Genomic DNA, 20579 nt, shown 5'->3' with positions numbered 1-20579 from the left:
GGCGATGTTTCTGGGCTCGATGAGTTTTGATCTGGGCGAAGACGTGAATGCCCTGCGCGACATGGTGCATGGATGGGCGCAGGAGCGTGTGAAGCCGCTGGCCGCTTCCACCGATGCTGACAACGCTTTTCCCAACGAACTCTGGCCCGAGATGGGCGAGCTGGGTCTTCTTGGTGTGACCGTGGAAGAGGAATACGGCGGCGCGGGGATGGGCTATCTCGCGCATCTGGTCGCGGTGGAGGAGATCAGCCGGGTTTCGGCCTCGATCGGCCTGTCCTACGGGGCGCATTCGAACCTCTGCGTGAACCAGATCAAACTGAACGGATCGCCCGAGCAGAAGGAAAAGTACCTGCCGCGGCTGGTTTCCGGCGAGCATATCGGTGCGCTGGCGATGTCCGAGGCGGGAGCGGGGTCCGACGTCGTCTCCATGTCGCTGCGGGCCGAGAAGCGCAACGACCGCTTCGTGCTGAACGGCACGAAATACTGGATCACCAACGGCCCTGACGCCGACACGCTGGTGGTCTATGCCAAGACTGACCCGGAGGCCGGCAGCAAGGGGATCACCGCCTTCCTGATCGAGAAGGAGATGGTGGGTTTCAGCACCAGCCCGCATTTCGACAAGATGGGGATGCGCGGCTCCAACACGGCGGAACTGGTCTTCGAGGACGTGGAGGTGCCCTTCGAGAACGTGCTCGGCGAAGAGGGGCGCGGCGTGCGCGTGCTGATGAGCGGGTTGGACTACGAGCGCGTGGTACTGAGCGGCGTGAACATCGGGATCATGGCGGGGTGCCTTGACGAGGTGATGCCCTACATGAAGGAGCGCAAGCAGTTCGGCCAGCCGATCGGCGACTTCCAGCTTATGCAGGGCAAGATTGCGGATATGTATACGAGCATGAACTCGGCGCGGGCCTATGCCTACGAGGTTGCCCGGGCCTGTGACCGGGGGCAGGTGACGCGGCAGGACGCGGCGGCTTGCGTGCTCTACGCCTCGGAAGAGGGGATGAAGGTGGCGCATCAGGCGGTGCAGGCGATGGGCGGAGCGGGGTTCATGAACGACGCCCCGGTGAGCCGGATGTTCCGCGATGCCAAGCTGATGGAGATCGGCGCCGGGACCAGTGAAATCCGGCGCATGTTGGTCGGTCGCGAGTTGATGGGGATGATGTGAGCGTGGCGCATGTCGTGTTCCGTATTTTCGAAAAGATGAAGGGGCTGGCGCTGTGCCTGCCTGACGCGGCGCGCGTGAGGCGTGCCGTGGCGGGGCGCGGACGGTGACGCGGGGGATGCTCCTTCCGTTGGCGGCGCTGCTGGCGCTGGCCGGGGCCTTTGGGCTGTACCTCGGCGTCGTGATGGCGCCGCCGAGCGAAAGCGAGATCATCGCGCGCCATGCGGCGGAATACGTGGCTGAAACGGGACGGGCGCTCAGCGATTGCTACGGGGTGCCGTCGGGCATCGAGGGGGTGCATCTGATCGTGGTCTGCGAAGCCGAGGGCGAAGAGGCCTGGTTCGTGGCGGTGGACGCGCGGGGCGTGCCGGTCGATGAGGCGCTGGTGCTCGGGGAGGATGCGACGTGAGGCGCTTGTGGGTTGTTACGACGGCGCTGATGCTGAGTGCCGGGGCCAGCGCGGCGCAATCCTGGGGCGACGGCGCACCGGAGACGCCGCGGTTCGAAGTCTGCCTGCCCGATGCGATGGGTGCGTTCGAGGCGGCATTGCAAGGGCCGGGCTATGGAGCGGATTGGCGGCTCGGTGAGACCAACGTCCATTGGGTGCAGCACTGCGGGTATCTTGCGATGGGCATCTGCGAGGTCTCGCGCAACTCTCTGATCTGCCAGCGGCGGCTGCGGGAAGGGCTGGAGGCGCGAAGTGCCGCGCTGCGAGAGGTCTTGCCGGCGCCAGAGGAGCTCACGGGATCCCTTGCGCCGCTTTACGCGCGGGTCTGGGCCTTGGCGCACGGGCAAGACGCGGGGGACGAATGCGCCGGGTGGGATTATCGACGTGGCCTCTGGTGCGACAGTTTCCAAGCGGCGCTGAAGTTCGAAGAGGCGGTGCATGCCTGGCAGGTGGCGCGGTTGATGGGGGCCGTGGGGCCTCTGGATTGGGAAGAAATGAGCGATCTGGCGCGCGTGGATTAGCGCGGGCGCGGAGGGTTGGACCGTCTAAGGACGGGCGGAAAGGGATGAAGCAGTGAAACTGAACTCGCAATTCATGGCCGGCTCGGAGCAGGCCAAGGCCAACCGGGCGGCGCATCTCGAGGCGTTGCGCGTGGTGTCGGAGGCGGCCGAAGCGGCGGCGGCGGGCGGTGGCGCGCGGTCGCGGGATCGGCATGTCTCGCGCGGGAAGATGCTGCCGCGCGAGCGGGTGGCGAACCTGCTCGACCCGGGCTCGCCGTTTCTCGAGGTGGGCGCGCTGGCGGGGCACGGGCTCTACGACGGGGCCGCGCCCTGTGGCGGCGTGATCGCGGGCGTGGGGCGGATCCACGGGCGCGAGGTGATGGTGATCTGCAACGATGCCACCGTGAAGGGGGGCACCTATTATCCGATCACCGTCAAGAAGCACCTGCGCGCCCAGGAGATCGCCGAGGAGTGTCATTTGCCGTGCGTCTACCTCGTCGACAGTGGCGGGGCGAACCTGCCCAACCAGGACGAGGTTTTTCCGGATCGCGACCACTTCGGGCGGATCTTCTACAACCAGGCGCGGATGAGCGCCAAGGGGATCGCGCAGATCGCCGTGGTCATGGGCTCCTGCACCGCCGGCGGCGCTTACGTGCCGGCGATGGCCGATGTCTCGATCATCGTGAAGGAGCAGGGCACGATCTTCCTCGCCGGGCCGCCGCTGGTGAAGGCGGCCACGGGCGAGGTCGTCTCGGCCGAGGACCTGGGCGGCGGCGACGTGCACACGCGGCTCTCGGGCGTGGCGGACTACCTTGCGGAGGACGATGCCCATGCGCTGGCGCTGGCGCGCCGCGCGGTGGGCTCGCTCGAGGGGTTCAGCGAAAGCTATGGCGTGAGCCTCGGCGGCCGGGCGCCGGCCTATGACCCGGACGAGCTGCTCGGGGTGGTGCCGGCCTCGTTGACCACGCCCTACGACATCCGCGAGGTCATCGCGCGGGTGGTGGACGACAGCTATTTCGACGAGTTCAAGGCGCGTTTCGGGGAGACCATCGTTTGCGGCTTCGCCGAGGTCATGGGCCTGCCGGTGGGTATCATCGCCAACAACGGCGTGCTGTTTTCCGAGGCGGCGCAGAAGGCGGCGCATTTCGTGGAGCTGTGCTCGGCCCGCAAGATCCCGCTGGTCTTTTTGCAGAACATCACCGGCTTCATGGTCGGGCGGAAATACGAGAACGAGGGCATCGCGCGCCATGGTGCAAAGATGGTGACGGCGGTGGCCACGACCTCGGTGCCGAAGGTGACGATGCTGGTCGGCGGCTCCTTCGGGGCGGGCAACTACGGCATGGCGGGGCGGGCCTATTCGCCGCGGTTCCTCTGGACCTGGCCCAATGCGCGGATCTCGGTCATGGGAGGGGCGCAGGCGGCCGGGGTGCTGGCCACGGTCAAGCGCGACGCGATCGAACGGGCGGGCGAGAGCTGGTCCGCAGAGGAGGAGGCGGCCTTCAAGCAGCCCACCATCGACATGTTCGAGGCGCAGTCGCACCCGCTCTATGCCAGCGCGCGGCTCTGGGATGACGGGGTGATCGACCCGCGAAAATCGCGCGAGGTTCTGGGCCTGTCGCTGGCGGCGGCGCTGAATTCACCGATTGAGGAGACGAAGTTCGGCCTCTTCCGGATGTGAGGCGCGGGCTGAGAGGCCGGGATTGAGTTGTACTGGCCAAGATGAAGGGGAGCGCTGCGGGCGTCCCCGGGCCGGATGCCTATGGTGCCGGTCGGGTTTGGCGAGAGCCGCGGAGGTGCGGCGCGGATGGTTGAATGCTCGGAAGGAGCTGAGGGATGTTCAGGAAGATCTTGATTGCGAACCGGGGCGAGATTGCTTGCCGAGTGATCGACACGGCCCGCGCCATGGGGGTACGGGTGGTGGCGGTCTATTCCGACGCGGACGCGGGCGCGCGCCATGTGCAGATGGCCGACGAGGCGGTGCATATCGGCGGCGCGGCCCCCAAGGAGAGTTATCTGCGCGGCGAGGCGATCATCGAGGCGGCGCGGGCGACGGGCGCCGAGGCGGTGCATCCGGGCTACGGGTTCCTTTCGGAGAACCCCGATTTCGTGGAGGCCGTGGAGGCGGCAGGGCTGGTGTTCATCGGGCCCTCGGCCGAGGCGATCCGGGCGATGGGGCTGAAGGACGCGGCCAAGGCGCTGATGGAAGAGGCGGGCGTGCCGGTGGTGCCGGGCTACCACGGCGAGGCCCAGGATGACCTTGCGACGCGGGCCGGAGAGATCGGCTATCCGGTGCTGATCAAGGCCGTGGCGGGCGGCGGCGGCAAGGGGATGCGGCGTGTCGACCGGGCGGAGGATTTCGCCGATGCGCTGGCCAGCGCGCAGGGCGAGGCCGCGACGGCCTTCGGCAACGACGCGGTGCTGATCGAGAAATACGTCTCCACCCCGCGGCACATCGAGGTGCAGGTCTTTGGTGACGGCGAGAAGGCCGTCCATCTGTTCGAGCGGGACTGCTCACTGCAGCGGCGCCACCAGAAGGTGATCGAGGAGGCGCCGGCGCCGGGCATGACCGAGGAGATGCGCGCCGCGATGGGGCAGGCGGCGGTGCGCGCGGCGGAAGCCATCGGCTACAAGGGTGCGGGCACGGTGGAGTTCATCGTCGATGCTTCCGACGGGCTGCGCGCCGATCGGTTCTACTTCATGGAGATGAACACCCGCCTGCAGGTGGAGCACCCGGTGACGGAGGCGATCACCGGGGTCGACCTCGTGGAGTGGCAGCTTCGGGTGGCCGCGGGCGAGCCTCTGCCCAAGGCGCAGGACGACCTCTCGATCCAGGGTCATGCCTTCGAGGCGCGGCTCTATGCCGAGGATGTGCCGAAAGGCTTTCTGCCCGCCACTGGCACGCTGACCCACCTGGCCTTCCCTGCAGGGGTGCGGGCCGATACCGGCGTGCGCGAGGGTGACGAGATCAGCCCCTGGTACGATCCGATGATCGCCAAGCTGATCACCCATGGCGCGACGCGCGAGATCGCGCTGGCGAAGCTGGAGCAGGCCCTGGCGCATACGCAGGTGGCGGGCTCGGTTACTAATTTGGCCTTCCTGCGGGCGTTGGCGCGACACGAGGGCTTCGGGCGCGGTGAGGTGGACACCGGCTTGATCGACCGCGAAGTCGAGGCCCTGTCGGTGGCGCCGGTGCCCTGTTCGCGCTGCCGCGCCGTGGCGGCCGTGGGCGCGATGGAAATGGATGCGGATGTGGTGCAGGGCTTCAGCCTCTGGGCGCCGCTTGAGCACTCGGTCACGCTGGCGTTCGAGGGCGAGCCGGAGCTGCTGAAGGTCTCCGTCGAGGGGGAAGGCCGGGCGACGGTCGTCTCCGACGCGGCGACCCATGAGGTGACGTGGGGCGCGGTCGGATGGGCCGTGGACGGCACGCCCGTGCCGGCCGAGGTTGTGCGCCATGACGCCGGGCTTTCGGTCTTCTGGGGCAACAACTACCACTTCACGCTGCCTGATCCGCTGGACGTGAGCACGGGGCCGGGCGCATCGGCGGGGCAGGTCGTGGCGCCGATGCCGGGGCTGGTGAAGGCAGTTTTCGTGAAGGCCGGGGCCGAGGTTGCCGCGGGCGACCGGCTGGCGGTTCTGGAGGCAATGAAGATGGAGCATGTTCTGACCGCCGGGCGCGACGGCAAGGTGGCCGAGGTGCTGGCCGAGGCAGGCGCGCAGGTGGAGGCCGGCGCGGCGCTGATCGTACTGGAGGAGGAGGGGTGAGCGCCGATCACGTGCGGCTGCACCACGTGCCCTGGGGCCGGTCGTTCCGGGTGCTCTGGCTGCTGCAGGAGATGGGGATCACGCCCGAGATCATCCGCTACGAGATCGGCAGCAAGGGCATGCGTGCGCCGGAACTGCTGGACCATTCCCCGGCCGGGCGCATCCCGGCGCTGGAGATCGACGGGATCACCATCTTCGAGAGCGCCGCGATCCTGCAATACCTCTGCGAGAGCCGTCCCGAGCATGGGTTCGGCCGTGCGCCGGGGCATGCGGACCGGGTGGCCTACCTTGAGGCGATGGGGTTCGCCGAGACCATGGCCTCGCTGATCGAGCAGTTGAACCTCAACCACCTGTTCCTGCGCCCGCCGGCGAAGCCCTCGCCCACCGTGGTCAAGCTGAACACGCTGCGGCTGGCGGACACCCTGCGCGCGCTCGACGGGATGGTGGCGGGCGACTACCTGCTGCCCTCGGGCTTCTCGGCGGCGGATGCGATGATGGGGTTCAACCTCTTCGCCGCGCCCTACTACGTGCGGATGGAGCAATGGCCGGGGCTGCTCGCCTACTGGGAGCGCTTGCAGGCGCGGCCGGGCTTTCAGGCAGCGGCGGAGATCGAGGGGCCACAGGCCTTCTACGCCAAGGATTTTTACGAGGTGCCGAGCGATGACTGAACAAGTCGAGATTTTCGAAGTCGGCCCGCGAGACGGGTTGCAGAACGAGGCGCGGTTGATCTCCACCGCGGACAAGGTGGCACTGATCGACATGCTGTCCCAGGCGGGGTTCCGGCGGATCGAGGTGGCCTCCTTCGTCTCGCCCAAATGGGTGCCGCAGATGGCGGACGGGGCCGATGTCCTCGCGCAGATCGACCGGGTGGAGAGCGTAAGCTACGCGGCGCTGACGCCCAACATGCGCGGCTTCGACGGTGCGGTGAAAGCACGGGCTGACGAGATCGCGATCTTCGGCAGCGCGTCGGAAGGCTTCTCCAAGGCCAACCTCAACGCCACGATCGATGAGAGCCTCGCACGGTTCGCCGACGTGGCCGCGGCGGCGAAGGCGGAGGGGATGCCGATGCGTGGCTATGTCTCCTGCGTCACCGACTGTCCGTTTGACGGCGAGGTGGCGCCGGGGGACGTGGCGCGGGTGGTCGCGGCCCTGCGCGACATGGGGGCCTACGAGGTCTCGCTTGGGGATACCCTCGGGCGCGGGTTGCCGGAGCGGGTCGATGCCATGCTGGCGGCGGTGCTGGAAGAGATGCCGGCCGACCGGCTGGCGGGGCATTTCCACGACACCGCCGGGCGCGCGCTGGAGAATGTCGACGTGGCGCTGGCGCGCGGCCTGCGGGTTTTCGATGCCGCAGTCGGCGGCCTCGGCGGCTGTCCCTACGCGCCGGGCGCGGCGGGCAATGTCGCGACCGAGGCGCTCGACGCGCATCTGCGCGAGCGGGAATGCGACACCGGTCTCGACGTGAACGTCATCACGCAAGCCGCTGAAATCGCTAAATCTGTACGGAGGGTCTGACCATGGAAACGGTACACATCAACGTTGACGAGCGGGGTGTTGCGGTGCTGCGGCTGAACCGGCCCGACGTGCACAACGCGATGAACGCGGCGATGATTGCCGAGCTGACCCAAGCCGCCGAGCGGTTGGGTCGTGACCCGGCGGTGCGGGTGGTCGTCCTTACCGGCACGGGGCCGAGCTTCTGTGCCGGTGGCGACCTCGGCTGGATGCAGGACCAGATGGCGGCCGATGCGCCAACACGGGCGCGCGAGGCGCGGGCGCTGGCCGAGATGCTCGGCGCGCTGGACCGGCTGTCGAAACCGTTGATCGGACGTATCCAGGGGCAATCCTTCGGCGGCGGCATCGGGTTGATGTCGGTCTGTGACGTGGCCATCAGCGTGGAGGGCGCGAAGTTCGGCCTCACTGAAGTGCGTCTGGGGCTGATCCCGGCCACCATTGGGCCCTACGTCGTCGCCCGCATGGGCGCGGCGCGGGCGCGGCGGGTGTTCTTCTCGGGCCGTCGTTTCAGCGCGGCGGAGGCGGTGGACCTCGGGTTGTTGGCGCGCGTGGTCCCGGCGGAGGAGCTGGACGCGGCGATCGAGGCGGAGGTCAAACCCTACCTCTCCGCCGCGCCGGGGGCCGTGGCCGAGGGCAAGGCGCTGGTCGCGACCCTTGGCGGGCAGGTCTCGGACGGCGCGATCACGGCGACCATCGATGCGCTGGTCAGCCGGTGGGAAAGCCAGGAGGCGCGCGAGGGGATCGAGGCGTTCTTCGACAAGCGCAAACCTCGGTGGTCCGAGGGCTAGGGCGCACGCCATGTCACGGCCCACCTGATCGTGACGCACGACCCTATGGACAGGACGCGGTCTGATCGCCCATCGTAGCCTCCTACCGGCGCCGCAAGAGCTGCCGGGTCAGGGAGGAAATGATGCCAATTTTTCAGAGCCCTTACGGCGATGTGACCGTGCCCGATCAGTCCGTCACGCAGACCCTCTTCGATGGCTTGCTAGGCCGCGAAGACACGGTCGCGGTGATCGACGGTCCCTCGGGACGGGAAATCACGGCGGGTGCGTTGATGTCGCAAATCAAGGCACTCGCGGGCGGGTTGACCGCGCGGGGTGTGCTGCCGGGCGGCACCGTCGCCATCCTTGCGCCGAACATCCCCGAGTATCCGGCGCTGTTTCACGGTGTGGCATGGGGTGGCGGGACGGTGACCACGATCAACCCGACCTATACCGCCCCCGAGATCAAGCACCAGTTGCTTGACGCGGGCGCGACGGTGCTGATCACCATTTCGATGTTCGAAGAGGCCGCACGTACGGCCATGGTGGGCACTGACTGCCTCGATCTCGTGGTGCTCGACGGTGGCGGAGATGGCGCCTTGGGGATCACGGACATCATGGGCGAGGAACTGCCCGATCAGGTGCCCGGAGATTGGGCCAATGACGTGGTCGTGCTGCCTTATTCCAGCGGGACGACCGGCAAACCGAAGGGGGTGATGCTCACCCATCGCAACCTCGTGGCCAATGTGACCCAGACCGCCGCCATGGCGAAAATCACCGAGGCCGACAAGGCCATCGCCTTCCTGCCGTTCTTCCACATCTACGGCATGACGGTGATGATGAACCTGTTCCTCAACCAGCGCGCCGCGATCATCACCATGCCGCGCTTCGATCTGGAGATGTATCTCCGCCTGATCCAGGAGCATCGCGTGACGCGCCTGTTCGTGGTCCCGCCCGTGGCGCTCGGCCTCGCGAAACATCCGATGGTGGACGACTACGACGTGTCGTCCGTGACGGAGGTCTTCTCGGGCGCCGCGCCGCTCGGCGCCGAGATCGAGGCCGCCGTTGGCACGCGCTTCGGGGCCAATTCGGTGCAGGGCTACGGCATGACCGAGCTCAGCCCCGTCAGCCACATGACCCGCGGCGACGCGATCCGCCACGGCTCCAGCGGTCAGTTGGTGCCCTCGACCGAGTGCCGAATCGTCGATCCCGACACGATGGAGGATTTGCCGGCCGGTCTGGAAGGAGAGCTCTGGGTGCGCGGGCCGCAGGTGATGAAGGGCTACCTCAACAACGCTTCAGCGACCGAGGAGACGATGGCTGACGATGGCTGGCTGCGAACCGGCGATCTGGCGGAGATCGACGAGGATGGCTTCATGTTCATCCGTGATCGTCTGAAAGAGTTGATCAAGTACAAGGGCTTTCAGGTCGCTCCCGCCGAAGTCGAGGCGGCGCTATGCGGCTGCGAAGGCGTCACCGACGCCGCCGTGATCGGGCGCGTGGACCCGGAGGCCGGCGAGTTACCGATTGCCTTTGTCGTCACCTCGGGCGCGGTGAAGGAAGAAGACCTGCGGGCCCATTGCGAGGGATGCCTCGCCCATTACAAGCACCCGGTTGAATATCGCTTCGTCGAGAGTGTCCCGAAATCGGCGAGCGGGAAGATCCTGCGCCGCGAATTGCGCGACGCGCTTTAGAGGCGCGGAGCAGTAAATTCATCCGAACCGGGCGGCCCGTGATCCTTGCGCACAAGGGCTACGGGCCGCGCCACTTTTGACTACATTTCCATCACTTCGGCCACTTCGACCGATCCGGAGCCATCGCTGACCATCGGGCACCCCTTGGCCATGTCGCAGGCGGCTTCGATCGACTCCGCACGCACGACGGTAAAGCCGGACATCGGGTTGGCACCGCCATCATCGCTGACGCCGCCCTTGGCGACTGTCTTCGACATGCCAACGGGCGCGCCGGGGTTCACGACGGCATCCCCCATGTTTCCGTACCAGGTGTTCCAGGCTTCCATCATCTTCTCGCCTTCTTCCGGCGTCTCGGGCATGCCGCCCCCGTGATAGGCAAACAGATACTCAGGCATTGGTCGTCCTCCTTGTTGCAGGCCGGCGTCAGGCCAACCCTCTCTCCAGTTTGTCGAAGATCGCGAGCCATCCGCGCGCGTGTCCGGCGCGGGCGTCATCGGTTCCCAGATCGAAGTGGCGCAAGATCATGGTCGCGCGATCCTCGCCTGCGGCGCTGATCTCGATCGTGACGTTGGTTTCCGTGCCGCGAGGGCCGCCGGGACCGCCCTCGTGCCAGCCCCAGGTAAAGGCGATGAAGCGCGGCGGGTCGACCTCGGTCACCGTGCCGGACACCATGAGTTGCGTCCCGTCGGGCTGTTCCATCACGGCGTACCATGGGCCGGGGCGCGAAAAGTCCAGGTCATGCTTGGGCACGGTCATGTCGGCATGTCCCCACCAGCGCACCATCTGGTCCGGGGTGGTAATCTTCGCGAAGACCTGTGCCGCCGAGGCGGGCAGGACGCGTTCGAGGGTGACGACATCGGTCATTATGCGTCCTTTTCCTTGTCGGCACGCAGTTCGGCGTCCAGCCGGTCGAGGCTCGCCTCCCAGAACGCGCGGTGGTTCAGGGTCCAGTCCGAGACCTTCTGGATCGCCTCGGCCCGGACCGAATAGATGCGATGCTTGCCCGCAACCTCGCGGTCGATCAGGCCAGCCTTGCGCAGCACCGACAGGTGGCGCGAGATCGCGGGGCCGGAGATATCGAACATGGCGCTGATCTCTCCTGCGGTGGTTTCCCCGTCACGCATGAGCTTCTCGGTGATCTCCAGTCGGACCGGATCGCTGAGGGCGGCGAAGATGGCGGGCAGCATACTCATGCATAACATTTAACACATTTGTTAAATGAATGCTAGGGCGTTGAAGGGTGGTGCGTTGGAGCGGGGCGGGGGCCTCCCATTTCGTCGCACCGTGTGCCGTTGACCGCCCAAGCCCGGCGACGTAAACCCAAGGCCGTACCGCATCCATGGAGCGACCATGTCCGAGCTGTTGACTGAATATGCCCCGATCCTGATTTTCCTCGGGCTGGCCATCGGCCTGTCGCTGGTGCTGATCCTCGCCGCCGTGGTCGTGGCGGTCAGCAACCCCGACCCGGAAAAGGTCAGCGCCTACGAGTGCGGCTTCAACGCCTTCGACGACGCGCGGATGAAGTTCGACGTGCGTTTCTACCTCGTCGCGATTCTCTTCATCATCTTCGATCTCGAGATCGCCTTCCTCTTCCCCTGGGCCACGGCCTTCCCGGTGCTGAGCGATGTGGGTTTCTGGTCGATGATGGTCTTCCTCGGCGTCCTGACCATCGGTTTCGCCTACGAATGGAAGAAGGGCGCGCTGGACTGGGAGTGATCCCGGCGCAGGCAGGCATGAACATGGGTTCTGATCGAGCCCCACGCGGCGCCCCTTTCCGGGGCGTTTTGCATTTAAGGCGGCGCCACGGTTTCGAACGCGTTGGCCGCGCCGGGGTGCGACAAGGTCACGCCGACCAATTTGCGCGCCCGCGTTGACCCCGGCGCGTTGCAGCCGTATCTCCGAGGACGAACGAACATAGGATGAGCCACGATGGGCGTAGCAACCACTCCGAACCATGCCGGTGCTGACCGCGAGGTCGCCACGCAGGCCCTGAACGCAGAGCTTCAGGACAAGGGTTTCCTCGTCACGTCGTCCGAGGACATCATCAACTGGGCGCGTACCGGATCGCTGCACTGGATGACCTTCGGTCTGGCCTGTTGCGCGGTGGAGATGATGCACACCTCGATGCCGCGCTACGATGCCGAGCGTTTCGGGATCGCGCCGCGCGCCTCTCCTCGCCAGTCCGACGTGATGATCGTGGCCGGCACGCTGACCAACAAGATGGCGCCCGCGCTGCGCAAGGTCTACGACCAGATGCCCGAGCCGCGTTACGTGATCTCGATGGGCTCCTGCGCCAACGGCGGTGGCTATTACCACTACAGCTACAGCGTCGTGCGCGGCTGCGACCGGATCGTGCCCGTGGACATCTACGTGCCCGGCTGCCCGCCGACGGCCGAGGCGCTGCTCTACGGCATTTTGCAGTTGCAGCGGAAGATCCGCCGCACTGGCACCATCGCACGCTGAGGGGAGCGACATGACCGCAGCTTTGCAAGAACTGGCCGAATTCCTCACCGAGAAGCGTGCCGACGACGTGGTGTCGACCGACATCAACGCCGTGGGTGAATTGAGCGTGACGGTGATCGCCGCCAATCTGGTCGACTTCATCGACTTCCTGAAGACCGAGCGCACCTGCCGTTTCTCGACCCTGATCGACATCACGGCCGTGGACTACCCGAGCCGCGACCGCCGCTTCGACGTCGTCTACCACTTCCTGAGCATGTACCAGAACCACCGCATCCGGGTGAAAGTGGCGATCCGGGAAGAAGATACGCTGGCCTCGATCTCCTCCGTGCATCCGGGCGCCGGCTGGTACGAGCGCGAGATTTACGACATGTTCGGCATCCTGTTCACCGGCCACGCCGACCTGCGCCGGCTGCTCACGGACTACGGCTTCCGCGGCCATCCGCTGCGCAAGGATTTCCCCACCACGGGTTACACCGAGGTGCGCTACGACGAGGAACTAAAGCGCGTGGTCTACGAGCCGGTGAGCCTCGTTCAGGAATACCGCCAGTTCGATTTCATGTCCCCCTGGGAAGGTGCGCACTACGTGCTGCCGGGAGACGAGAAGGCAGAAGATGAGAAGTCGGGGGAGAAGGCATGATGGACGGCGATATCCGTGGGAACACCTACGACGACGGCTCCTCTGACTTCGAGACCGGCGAGCAGAAGATCCGCAACTTCAACCTGAACTTCGGCCCGCAGCACCCTGCCGCCCACGGCGTTTTGCGGCTGGTTCTGGAGCTCGACGGCGAGATTTGCGAGCGCTGCGATCCGCATATCGGCCTGCTCCACCGCGGTACCGAAAAGCTGATGGAGAGCCGGACCTACCTGCAGAACCTGCCCTATTTCGACCGGCTCGATTACGTCGGCACGATGAACCAGGAGCATGCCTGGTGCCTCGCGATCGAGCGGCTGACCGGCACCGAGGTGCCGCGCCGGGCGCAGTTGATCCGGGTGCTCTACTGCGAGATCGGGCGGATCCTGAACCACCTTTTGAACGTGACGACTCAGGCTCTGGACGTGGGCGCGCTGACGCCGCCGCTCTGGGGCTTCGAGGAGCGTGAAAAGCTGATGATCTTCTACGAGCGGGCCTCGGGGGCCCGCCTGCACGCGGCCTATTTCCGGCCCGGCGGCGTCCATCAGGACCTGCCGCCCGACTTGATCGAAGACATCGACGCATGGGCGCACGAATTCCCGAACATGCTCGACGACATCGACGGGCTCCTGTCGGAGAACCGGATCTTCAAGCAGCGCAACGTCGATATCGGCGTGGTGACGGAAGAGGATATCCAGAACTGGGGTTTCTCGGGTGTGATGGTCCGTGGGTCGGGCTTTGCCTGGGACCTGCGCCGTGCGCAGCCCTATGAATGCTACGACGAGTTCGACTTCCAGATCCCCGTGGGCAAGAACGGCGACTGCTACGACCGCTACCTCTGCCGCATGGCCGAGATGCGCGAATCGACGAAGATCATCCATCAGGCGCTCGAGAAGCTCCGTAACGAGCCGGGTCCGGTCATCGCGCGGGGCAAGATGACACCTCCGACGCGGGGCGACATGAAGACCTCGATGGAAGCGCTGATCCATCACTTCAAGCTCTACACCGAGGGCTTCCACGTGCCCGAGGGCGAGATCTATGCCAGCGTCGAGGCGCCCAAGGGCGAGTTCGGCGTCTACCTCGTGGCGGATGGCACCAACAAGCCGTACCGCGCCAAGCTGCGCGCGCCGGGCTTCGCACATCTTCAGGCGATGGATTATCTCTGCAAGGGTCACCAGTTGGCCGATGTTTCTGCCATTCTGGGTTCGCTCGATATCGTGTTCGGCGAAGTCGACCGCTGAGGCGCTGACAGGTTCGTGATTGATTGGGGCAGGGGACCGGTGGGTTGCCTGCCCTTTTTCGTGGGCGGTGCCGTGGTATGCAGGGAAGACCCCCAGTTGAAGGACCCTTGCCCCGTGTTGAGATTTGCGACCCCCCTCATGGCCCCGCTCGTTGCGATGATGCCGGCATTTGCGCTGGCGCAGGTTGCGACGCCCGGGGATCACCCCGGATTTGTTCTGGCCGAAGCCATCGCCGCACAGGGCTGTGTCTTGCATCAGGACGACGTGAATGACCTGCTGGCCTCGGCCGGGCTGGAGAACGCCCAGTTCCCGCAGATGGCCGTGCCCCTGATGCGGGACGGATACCTCGCCCCGAGCGGTGAGGGGACGTTGACCCTCGTGAACTGGGGCCTGTGCATGGGACAGCAGATCGGTGAGACGGACGAGGCCGAAGGCGCCGCGCAAGTCGAGGAATCGTCCGAAGGCGGCGCGGCACCCGAGGCAGAGATCACGCCTGACGTCTCCGAGTAACTTACGGATTCCCTCCGTTGTGACGGTTCTGCTCTCCGGCCAGTCTGGAGGGACAGATACGCAGACCGATGTCATCGCGCGGAGCGACCCCATTGCCTCCCTGAACCCCTCCGCCGATTGGCGTGCCCCTTGCGGGCGCGGTCTGCCCCGTTAGCCCGGCGGAAAGAAGGGGTCCGGCCCGGGCGAGGGCGTCTTTCTTGCCTTATACCCAGGAAAGGCGCCCTACTTCTGTGTCGATAGCGGACATCGCGCCGTCTCTCCGATCCTAAACAGCACAGCAAATGGCGCGGCTTCCGGGCCGGAGATGCACGATTTGATGCCGCTCATCTGGCCCTGCGGCCCTCCCGCGCATGGACAACCGCGCCGGATTGCGCGAAACCCTCCGCAACAGTTGAACGCCAGGGACGATACAGATGCTCCGACGCCTCCACCCCGAGCAGCCATCCAGCTTTGCTTTCACGCCTGACAACCAGGCATGGGCGGAGGCTCAGATCACCAAGTACCCCGAGGGGCGTGAGGCCAGTGCCATCATCCCCCTTCTGTGGCGTGCGCAGGAGCAGGAGGGCTGGCTGAGCCGTCCCGCGATCGAATATGTCGCCGACATGTTGGGCCTCGCCTACATCCGCGCGCTCGAGGTGGCGACCTTCTACTTCATGTTCCAACTCGCCCCCGTGGGCTCTGTCGCCCATATCCAGATCTGTGGCACGCTTTCGTGCATGATCTGTGGCGCTGAGGATCTGGTGGCCGTGGCGCGCGAGAAGATCGCGCCGAAGGCCCATCAGTTGAGCGCCGACGGCAAGTTCTCTTGGGAAGAAGTTGAATGTCTCGGCGCCTGTTCCAACGCGCCGATGGCCCAGATCGGCAAGGATTATTACGAGGACCTGACGGCCGAGAGCTTCGCCGGCCTGATCGACGCCATGGCGCGCGGCGAAGTGCCGACGCCGGGGCCGCAGAACGGCCGCTACGCCTCGGAGCCCGCGGGCGGGCTGACGTCTTTGACGGAATACGCGGAAGGCCGCGATGAGCTGAACATCTCGGCGCGTCTGGCGAAAGACATCGGCGATACGATCAAGCGCATCGACGGCACCGAAGTGCCGCTTCTCGCACCTTGGGGCCGGCAATCGGGGGACGGTGTCCCGGACGAGCCGGAGCGTCCCATGCCCGCCAATCGCGCCAAGGGGAAATCGGTGGACGACACCGGGATCACCAAGGAGCAGGCGGCAGAGAAATCCACGGCGAAGCCCGTTTCGAAAACCGAGCCCGAGGAGACCACTGACACGGAAGTCGACCCGATCGACGTGCCGGACGATGTCTCTCCGGTCGGAGAGAAGCCCACGCCCGCCAAGGCACCGAAAGCGGGCGCTGAACCTGTGCAGACAGCGACCTCTGCCGCGGTCGAGCAGCAGCCCGAGTTGCTGAGCGGCCCGCGCGAGACCGGGGCAGACGACCTGAAACGGATCTCCGGTGTTGGTCCAAGGCTTGAGGGCGTCCTGAACGACCTCGGGTTCTACCACTTCGAGCAGATCGCGGCCTGGGGACCCGAGGAAATCGCCTGGGTCGATGCGCGCATTCCGTTCAAGGGCCGTATCGTGCGCGACAACTGGGTCTTGCAAGCCCGGACCTTCGCGTCCGAGGACTAAGGGCCCTCCGTGGCGCGGGGCTGTTTCCGGCCTCCGCCACCGCCCCTGCGGCATAATGTCGTTTCGATGGAAGACAGCGGGCACCTTGTGCGTTAGTACTGTGCAAAACTGTAATTTTCCGAAGAACTTGGGGGTTTAGATCATGAATAATACCAGCGGGGCCGAGTGCCTGAAGTGGTCGTGGGGGATTGCCGTCGCGACTGGCGTAGTCCTGTGGCTCGTGTTGTGGGTGCTGAGTAGCTGGTCGTTTCTCGGAAGCCTCGTGGTCGGCATCCTGTTCGGCGCCATTGTTGGCGCGGTGCTGACGGCGCTGATGTGCCGGGAGCAATCCGCCTCGGCGCAGGCATCCGCTACGACGGGGCGCACAACCGCGACACCCGCAGCCGCAGCCGTCCCGCCCGCCGCCACGCCGTCGCCCGAGCGTCCGGTAAGTGCGGATGCTGACCCGGAGCCTGCGAGCGAGCCGAAGATGGACCGTCCGCCCCCGTCGGACTCCGTCGGCAACACGACCGAATTGGAGACGGAGACGCCGAACCCTGTGGTCGAGGAAGTCGCGGCCGCGGCCGATGCCGCCGAGGCCGAGGCGCTTCGGGCGTCAGAAAACGCAGCCGCCGCCGAATCGGAAGCCTCCATTGCATCGCAGATCGAGAGCGATCGCGCTTTTGATGCCACAACGGAGCAGACCGAGGAAGCCAAGGGCGAAGCCGCACGCGCGGCTGAGGCTGCCGCGCTGGCCCGCGCAGAGGCCGACGCCGCTGCCGCCGCCGAAGAAGAGGCCGTGGCGCAAGCCAATGCGGCCAGCGACGCGGCGCAGACAATCGCAGCCTCACCCCCGCCGGAGCATATGGAAGGCACGCGTCCGGCGGGCCTCGACGCTCCGCGCAACGGCACGGCCGATGACCTCAAGCGGATCAAGGGTGTCGGGCCGAAGATGGAGCAGTTGTGCAACTCTCTCGGCTTCTACCACTTCGACCAGATCGCGGCCTGGACGCCGGACGAGGTGCGTTGGGTCGATCAGAACCTGAAAGGCTTCAAGGGTCGGGTCAGCCGCGACGCTTGGGTCGATCAGGCGCAGCATCTCGCCTCGGGTGGGGAGACGGAGTTTTCTCGCAAGGTCGACGACGGCTCGGTCTACTGATCCATTGATCCGAGTGCTACCAATCGGGATGCGCGGCGCGATCGCGCATCCCTTCGACGAAATTGACAGACGCCACAGGCTCCTCCGCCATGCCAGACCGCCGCGACATCTCTGAAGCCGAGCACCGCCGGGTACGCCAGATCAAGCGCGCGGCGATTGTAATGGCGGCCACGATGGTGCTGTGGATCGCGGCGCAATACATCGGCGCGCAGATGGGCTGGCCCCCGCGTTTCGCGTTCCTGATCGACCTTGCGGCGTTTGCGGCACTGGTGTGGGCGCTCATCGTGACGTATTGGGTGTGGAAAGAGCGAAAACGCGACCCGGATCACCGCTAGGATCCGCCGCGCACCGACCAAGGACTTGAGCACATGTTGCAGGACAAAGACCGGATCTTCACCAACATCTACGGCATGCACGACCGGACGCTTGCGGGCGCCAAGGCGCGTGGCCATTGGGACGGCACCAAGGACCTGATCGCCTTGGGTCGTGACAAGATCGTGGAGATCATGAAGGCCTCGGGTCTGCGCGGACGGGGCGGCGCGGGCTTCCCCACCGGTCTCAAGTGGTCGTTCATGCCCAAGGAATCGGACGGGCGTCCTGCCTATCTTGTGGTGAACGCCGACGAATCGGAGCCGGGCACCTGCAAGGACCGGGAGATCATGCGCAATGATCCCCACACGCTGATCGAGGGCTGTCTCATCGCCTCTTTCGCGATGAACGCGAATGCCTGCTACATCTACATCCGTGGCGAGTACATCCGCGAGCGCGAGGCGCTGCAAGCGGCCATCGACGCGGCTTACGACGACGGGCTTCTCGGCAAGAACGCTGCCGACAGCGGGTGGGACTTCGACCTCTACCTTGCCCATGGCGCCGGTGCTTATATCTGTGGCGAGGAAACGGCGCTGCTGGAAAGCCTCGAAGGCCGCAAGGGCATGCCCCGGATGAAGCCGCCCTTCCCGGCGGGCGCGGGGCTTTATGGCTGCCCGACCACGGTCAACAACGTGGAATCGATTGCTGTCGTGCCGACTATCCTGCGTCGTGGCGCGGAATGGTTCGCCGGTTTCGGCCGTCCCAACAACGCCGGCACGAAGTTGTTTGCGATTTCGGGCCATGTGAACCAGCCCTGCGTGGTGGAAGAAGCCATGTCGATCACTTTCGAGGAGCTGATCGACAAGCACTGCGGAGGCATTCGCGGCGGGTGGGACAACCTCAAGGCGGTGATCCCCGGCGGCTCTTCAGTACCCTGCGTGCGTGGCGAGCACATGCGCGACGCGATCATGGACTTCGATTACCTGCGCAACGATCTGCAGTCGGGCCTCGGCACCGCGGCGGTCATCGTGATGGATAACTCCACCGACATGATCAAGGCGATCTGGCGCCTCGCGGCCTTCTACAAGCATGAGTCCTGCGGCCAGTGCACGCCCTGCCGCGAAGGCACCGGCTGGATGATGCGCGTCATGGAGCGGCTCGTGCGCGGCGAAGCCCTCGTGGAAGAGATCGACATGCTCTTCGACGTGACCAAACAGGTCGAAGGCCACACGATCTGCGCGCTCGGGGACGCGGCGGCCTGGCCAATTCAGGGCCTGATTCGCAACTTCCGCGACGAAATCGAGGACCGCATCCGCGTGAAGCGCGGCGGCACGGTAGAGATCGCGGCGGAGTAAGCGCCGCTATCGACCAAATCACGCACTGCGCGTCCGGGTGGCGGGCGCGGGCGGGTCCTGCGCCTGTGGCGCGGCGGACTCACCTGCGGCGGCAACGGCGCGCGCATCTTGCTGGAATCCCCTGTTTTTCATATTCTGCCCGCAAAATGACCGGGCGCGCATCGTGCGACGTACCGGCGGGGCAAGAGTAAAGGGTAGCACAATGGTGCGCGTGTACTGGTATTCCTTGGCAGTCATTTATTTGACCTTTGCGGTCTTCGGCGCGGCCCTCGGCTACGGCCAATGGGGCGTGGGGGGCGCAATTCTGGGCGCTGTGCTCGGCGGCATGATCGCGTCTGGCGTGGCGATCGTGTTGAACACTCCGGAACGGATGGAGGCGGCGATCTATATCGTGCTCGCCCTGTTGTTCCTGACGCTTCTGGTCTGGTTGATCATCACCTTCTGGGGCGTGCGCCTCTAGCCTGCACGACACGGGGGATCCATCATGAGAACGCTTCTGGCCGTACCGCTGGTGCTGGCCGCCTGTATGCCGTCGCAGGTACAGATCACCTCCATCGGGCCATTGCGGGTTCTGGACGATCCGGACGTCACGATCTTAAATCCCGGCGCGTCGCCACAGGCGGCGGCTTTCGATGCCGCGCCGGTGCAGGGCGGGCTCGTCGTGCGCACGGTCAACGGCCGCGCGGTGCCCTTCGAGGCGCGCGCCGCCGCGTTGCAGGCGCTGGAAGCCTATTGCCTCGAACAGGGGCTGCGGCAGGTGCCGCTCTTCTTCGGCTGGAGAGAGACCGGGGACGAGGGGATATGGTCGGCCGCGGGGTGCGAGGTTCCCGGCCACTCAGCCGCCCCCGCCCGTGGGGCGGATTAGCGCGCAAAACCCCGATAACGCCTTTGTGACATTGAATAACCCGGGCTTCGGCGCGCATCTATGCGTCGGGAAAACGGGCTTATCTTCCAAGGGATGACAATGAACATGATTACCCCCTTTCGTATAGTGGCAGCTGCAGGCTTCGTGCTCGCGGTGGGCCTCTTCTCGACGACGGGTCACGCCCAGACGGACAGCTGGCAGATCATGCGCGATGATCCGGAGATCCACGAGGGTCTGACGGTGATCGCCGTGGGCCGCCACATCCAGAACAAATGCGACGACATCAGCCCGCGCCTCTTGCGCGCCCTGGGGTTTGCCGAGGGGTTGGCGGACCGTGCAGAGGAGCTCGGCGTGGCGCGTCGTGACATCCGCGCCTTCATCGATGATCGCACGGAACAGCAGCGTTACCGCGAGGTGATGCACGCGTGGTTTGCGGAGCGTGGCGTCGATCACCGTGAGGAAGAAGCGGTCTGTCGCGTGGGGCGCGACGAAATTACCGCAGGGACGCAGATTGGCAGATTGCTCCGGTAGGGGTAGAAGCGGGTCAAACGACCGCTAGCGCCTGACGGCGCGTGCCAACAAAGG

24 protein-coding genes are annotated in these 20579 nt (G+C 65.9%); 21 read left to right on the top strand and 3 right to left on the bottom strand.

The genetic code is table 11. The features are described 5' to 3' along the window. Positions 1–4: 4 nt before the first annotated feature. The 9 genes from KYE46_RS14910 to KYE46_RS14870 all read left to right on the top strand — a co-directional run bounded on the left by KYE46_RS14910 (position 5) and on the right by KYE46_RS14870 (position 9842). Positions 5–1165 (top strand): isovaleryl-CoA dehydrogenase, encoded by a 1161-nt coding sequence (locus KYE46_RS14910; RefSeq protein WP_219001611.1) that lies wholly within the window; start codon positions 5–7, stop codon positions 1163–1165. 115 nt (positions 1166–1280) lie between these two features. Continuing rightward, positions 1281–1571 carry a hypothetical protein gene (locus KYE46_RS14905; protein WP_219001609.1) on the top strand — a complete coding sequence of 97 codons (291 nt, stop codon included), beginning with the start codon at positions 1281–1283 and terminating at the stop codon, positions 1569–1571. Continuing rightward, a complete protein-coding gene (locus KYE46_RS14900; RefSeq protein ID WP_219001607.1) occupies positions 1568–2131 on the top strand; it encodes a hypothetical protein in 564 nt (187 codons plus the stop codon). The genes KYE46_RS14905 and KYE46_RS14900 overlap by 4 nt, the downstream gene beginning before the upstream one ends. 73 nt (positions 2132–2204) lie before the next feature. Continuing rightward, on the top strand, positions 2205–3788 hold the full coding sequence (locus KYE46_RS14895; protein WP_428845091.1) for a carboxyl transferase domain-containing protein: 1584 nt from the start codon (positions 2205–2207) through the stop codon (positions 3786–3788). A 155-nt stretch (positions 3789–3943) separates the two neighbouring features. Beyond that, entirely contained in the window at positions 3944–5872 is a 1929-nt protein-coding gene (locus tag KYE46_RS14890; protein ID WP_219001603.1) for an acetyl-CoA carboxylase biotin carboxylase subunit, read from the top strand. Beyond that, positions 5869–6540 carry a glutathione S-transferase family protein gene (locus tag KYE46_RS14885; protein WP_247716851.1) on the top strand — a complete coding sequence of 224 codons (672 nt, stop codon included), beginning with the start codon at positions 5869–5871 and terminating at the stop codon, positions 6538–6540. The genes KYE46_RS14890 and KYE46_RS14885 overlap by 4 nt, the downstream gene beginning before the upstream one ends. Next, positions 6533–7387 (top strand): hydroxymethylglutaryl-CoA lyase, encoded by an 855-nt coding sequence (locus KYE46_RS14880; RefSeq protein ID WP_219001600.1) that lies wholly within the window; start codon positions 6533–6535, stop codon positions 7385–7387. Before KYE46_RS14885 ends, KYE46_RS14880 begins: the two co-directional genes overlap by 8 nt. Positions 7388–7389: 2 nt before the next feature. Continuing rightward, positions 7390–8172, top strand: coding sequence for a crotonase/enoyl-CoA hydratase family protein (locus tag KYE46_RS14875; RefSeq protein WP_219001598.1), 783 nt, complete (start codon positions 7390–7392; stop codon positions 8170–8172). A 122-nt stretch (positions 8173–8294) separates the two neighbouring features. After that, positions 8295–9842, top strand: a complete 1548-nt coding sequence (locus KYE46_RS14870) for an AMP-binding protein (protein WP_219001596.1) — start codon at positions 8295–8297, stop codon at positions 9840–9842. Between the two features lie 80 nt (positions 9843–9922). Here KYE46_RS14870 and KYE46_RS14865 read toward each other — a convergent pair whose 3' ends face one another. The 3 genes from KYE46_RS14865 to KYE46_RS14855 are packed head-to-tail and all read right to left on the bottom strand — an operon-like array spanning position 9923 to position 11035. Beyond that, positions 9923–10237, bottom strand: coding sequence for a YciI family protein (locus KYE46_RS14865; protein WP_219001594.1), 315 nt, complete (start codon positions 10235–10237; stop codon positions 9923–9925). A gap of 28 nt (positions 10238–10265) precedes the next feature. Next, complete coding sequence (locus KYE46_RS14860; RefSeq protein ID WP_219001592.1) at positions 10266–10706, bottom strand: SRPBCC family protein; 441 nt, start codon at positions 10704–10706, stop codon at positions 10266–10268. After that, positions 10706–11035, bottom strand: a complete 330-nt coding sequence (locus KYE46_RS14855) for an ArsR/SmtB family transcription factor (protein ID WP_219001590.1) — start codon at positions 11033–11035, stop codon at positions 10706–10708. The genes KYE46_RS14860 and KYE46_RS14855 overlap by 1 nt, the downstream gene beginning before the upstream one ends. Positions 11036–11192: 157 nt before the next feature. Here KYE46_RS14855 and KYE46_RS14850 point away from each other — a divergent pair, with 157 nt between their 5' ends. From KYE46_RS14850 to KYE46_RS14795, 12 genes are all read left to right on the top strand, one after another. Beyond that, a complete protein-coding gene (locus KYE46_RS14850) occupies positions 11193–11558 on the top strand; it encodes an NADH-quinone oxidoreductase subunit A (protein ID WP_219001589.1) in 366 nt (121 codons plus the stop codon). Positions 11559–11771: 213 nt separating this feature from the next. Continuing rightward, complete coding sequence (locus KYE46_RS14845) at positions 11772–12305, top strand: NuoB/complex I 20 kDa subunit family protein (protein WP_068360244.1); 534 nt, start codon at positions 11772–11774, stop codon at positions 12303–12305. A 10-nt stretch (positions 12306–12315) separates the two neighbouring features. Further along, entirely contained in the window at positions 12316–12942 is a 627-nt protein-coding gene (locus KYE46_RS14840) for an NADH-quinone oxidoreductase subunit C (protein WP_219001588.1), read from the top strand. Then, on the top strand, positions 12939–14177 hold the full coding sequence (locus tag KYE46_RS14835; RefSeq protein WP_219001587.1) for an NADH-quinone oxidoreductase subunit D: 1239 nt from the start codon (positions 12939–12941) through the stop codon (positions 14175–14177). Before KYE46_RS14840 ends, KYE46_RS14835 begins: the two co-directional genes overlap by 4 nt. A gap of 138 nt (positions 14178–14315) precedes the next feature. After that, a complete protein-coding gene (locus tag KYE46_RS14830; protein WP_219001586.1) occupies positions 14316–14687 on the top strand; it encodes a hypothetical protein in 372 nt (123 codons plus the stop codon). 413 nt (positions 14688–15100) lie between these two features. Next, a complete protein-coding gene (locus KYE46_RS14825; protein WP_219001585.1) occupies positions 15101–16327 on the top strand; it encodes an NADH-quinone oxidoreductase subunit E in 1227 nt (408 codons plus the stop codon). A 142-nt stretch (positions 16328–16469) separates the two neighbouring features. Beyond that, positions 16470–17465, top strand: a complete 996-nt coding sequence (locus tag KYE46_RS17520; RefSeq protein WP_247716850.1) for a hypothetical protein — start codon at positions 16470–16472, stop codon at positions 17463–17465. Between the two features lie 89 nt (positions 17466–17554). Then, positions 17555–17800 carry a DUF5337 domain-containing protein gene (locus KYE46_RS14815; RefSeq protein ID WP_219001584.1) on the top strand — a complete coding sequence of 82 codons (246 nt, stop codon included), beginning with the start codon at positions 17555–17557 and terminating at the stop codon, positions 17798–17800. Positions 17801–17833: 33 nt separating this feature from the next. Beyond that, positions 17834–19129, top strand: coding sequence for an NADH-quinone oxidoreductase subunit NuoF (nuoF, locus tag KYE46_RS14810; protein ID WP_219001583.1), 1296 nt, complete (start codon positions 17834–17836; stop codon positions 19127–19129). Between the two features lie 226 nt (positions 19130–19355). Next, a complete protein-coding gene (locus tag KYE46_RS14805; protein ID WP_219001582.1) occupies positions 19356–19589 on the top strand; it encodes a hypothetical protein in 234 nt (77 codons plus the stop codon). Positions 19590–19613: 24 nt separating this feature from the next. Continuing rightward, complete coding sequence (locus tag KYE46_RS14800; protein WP_219001580.1) at positions 19614–19994, top strand: hypothetical protein; 381 nt, start codon at positions 19614–19616, stop codon at positions 19992–19994. A gap of 99 nt (positions 19995–20093) precedes the next feature. Beyond that, positions 20094–20525: a DUF5333 domain-containing protein gene (locus KYE46_RS14795; protein WP_219001578.1), complete on the top strand. Its 432-nt coding sequence runs from the start codon at positions 20094–20096 to the stop codon at positions 20523–20525. The last annotated feature ends 54 nt before the right edge of the window (positions 20526–20579 follow it).

Source organism: Gymnodinialimonas ceratoperidinii, assembly GCF_019297855.1.
Taxonomy (GTDB): Bacteria; Pseudomonadota; Alphaproteobacteria; order Rhodobacterales; family Rhodobacteraceae; genus Gymnodinialimonas; species Gymnodinialimonas ceratoperidinii.
This window is presented reverse-complemented; position numbering and strand designations above follow the sequence as displayed.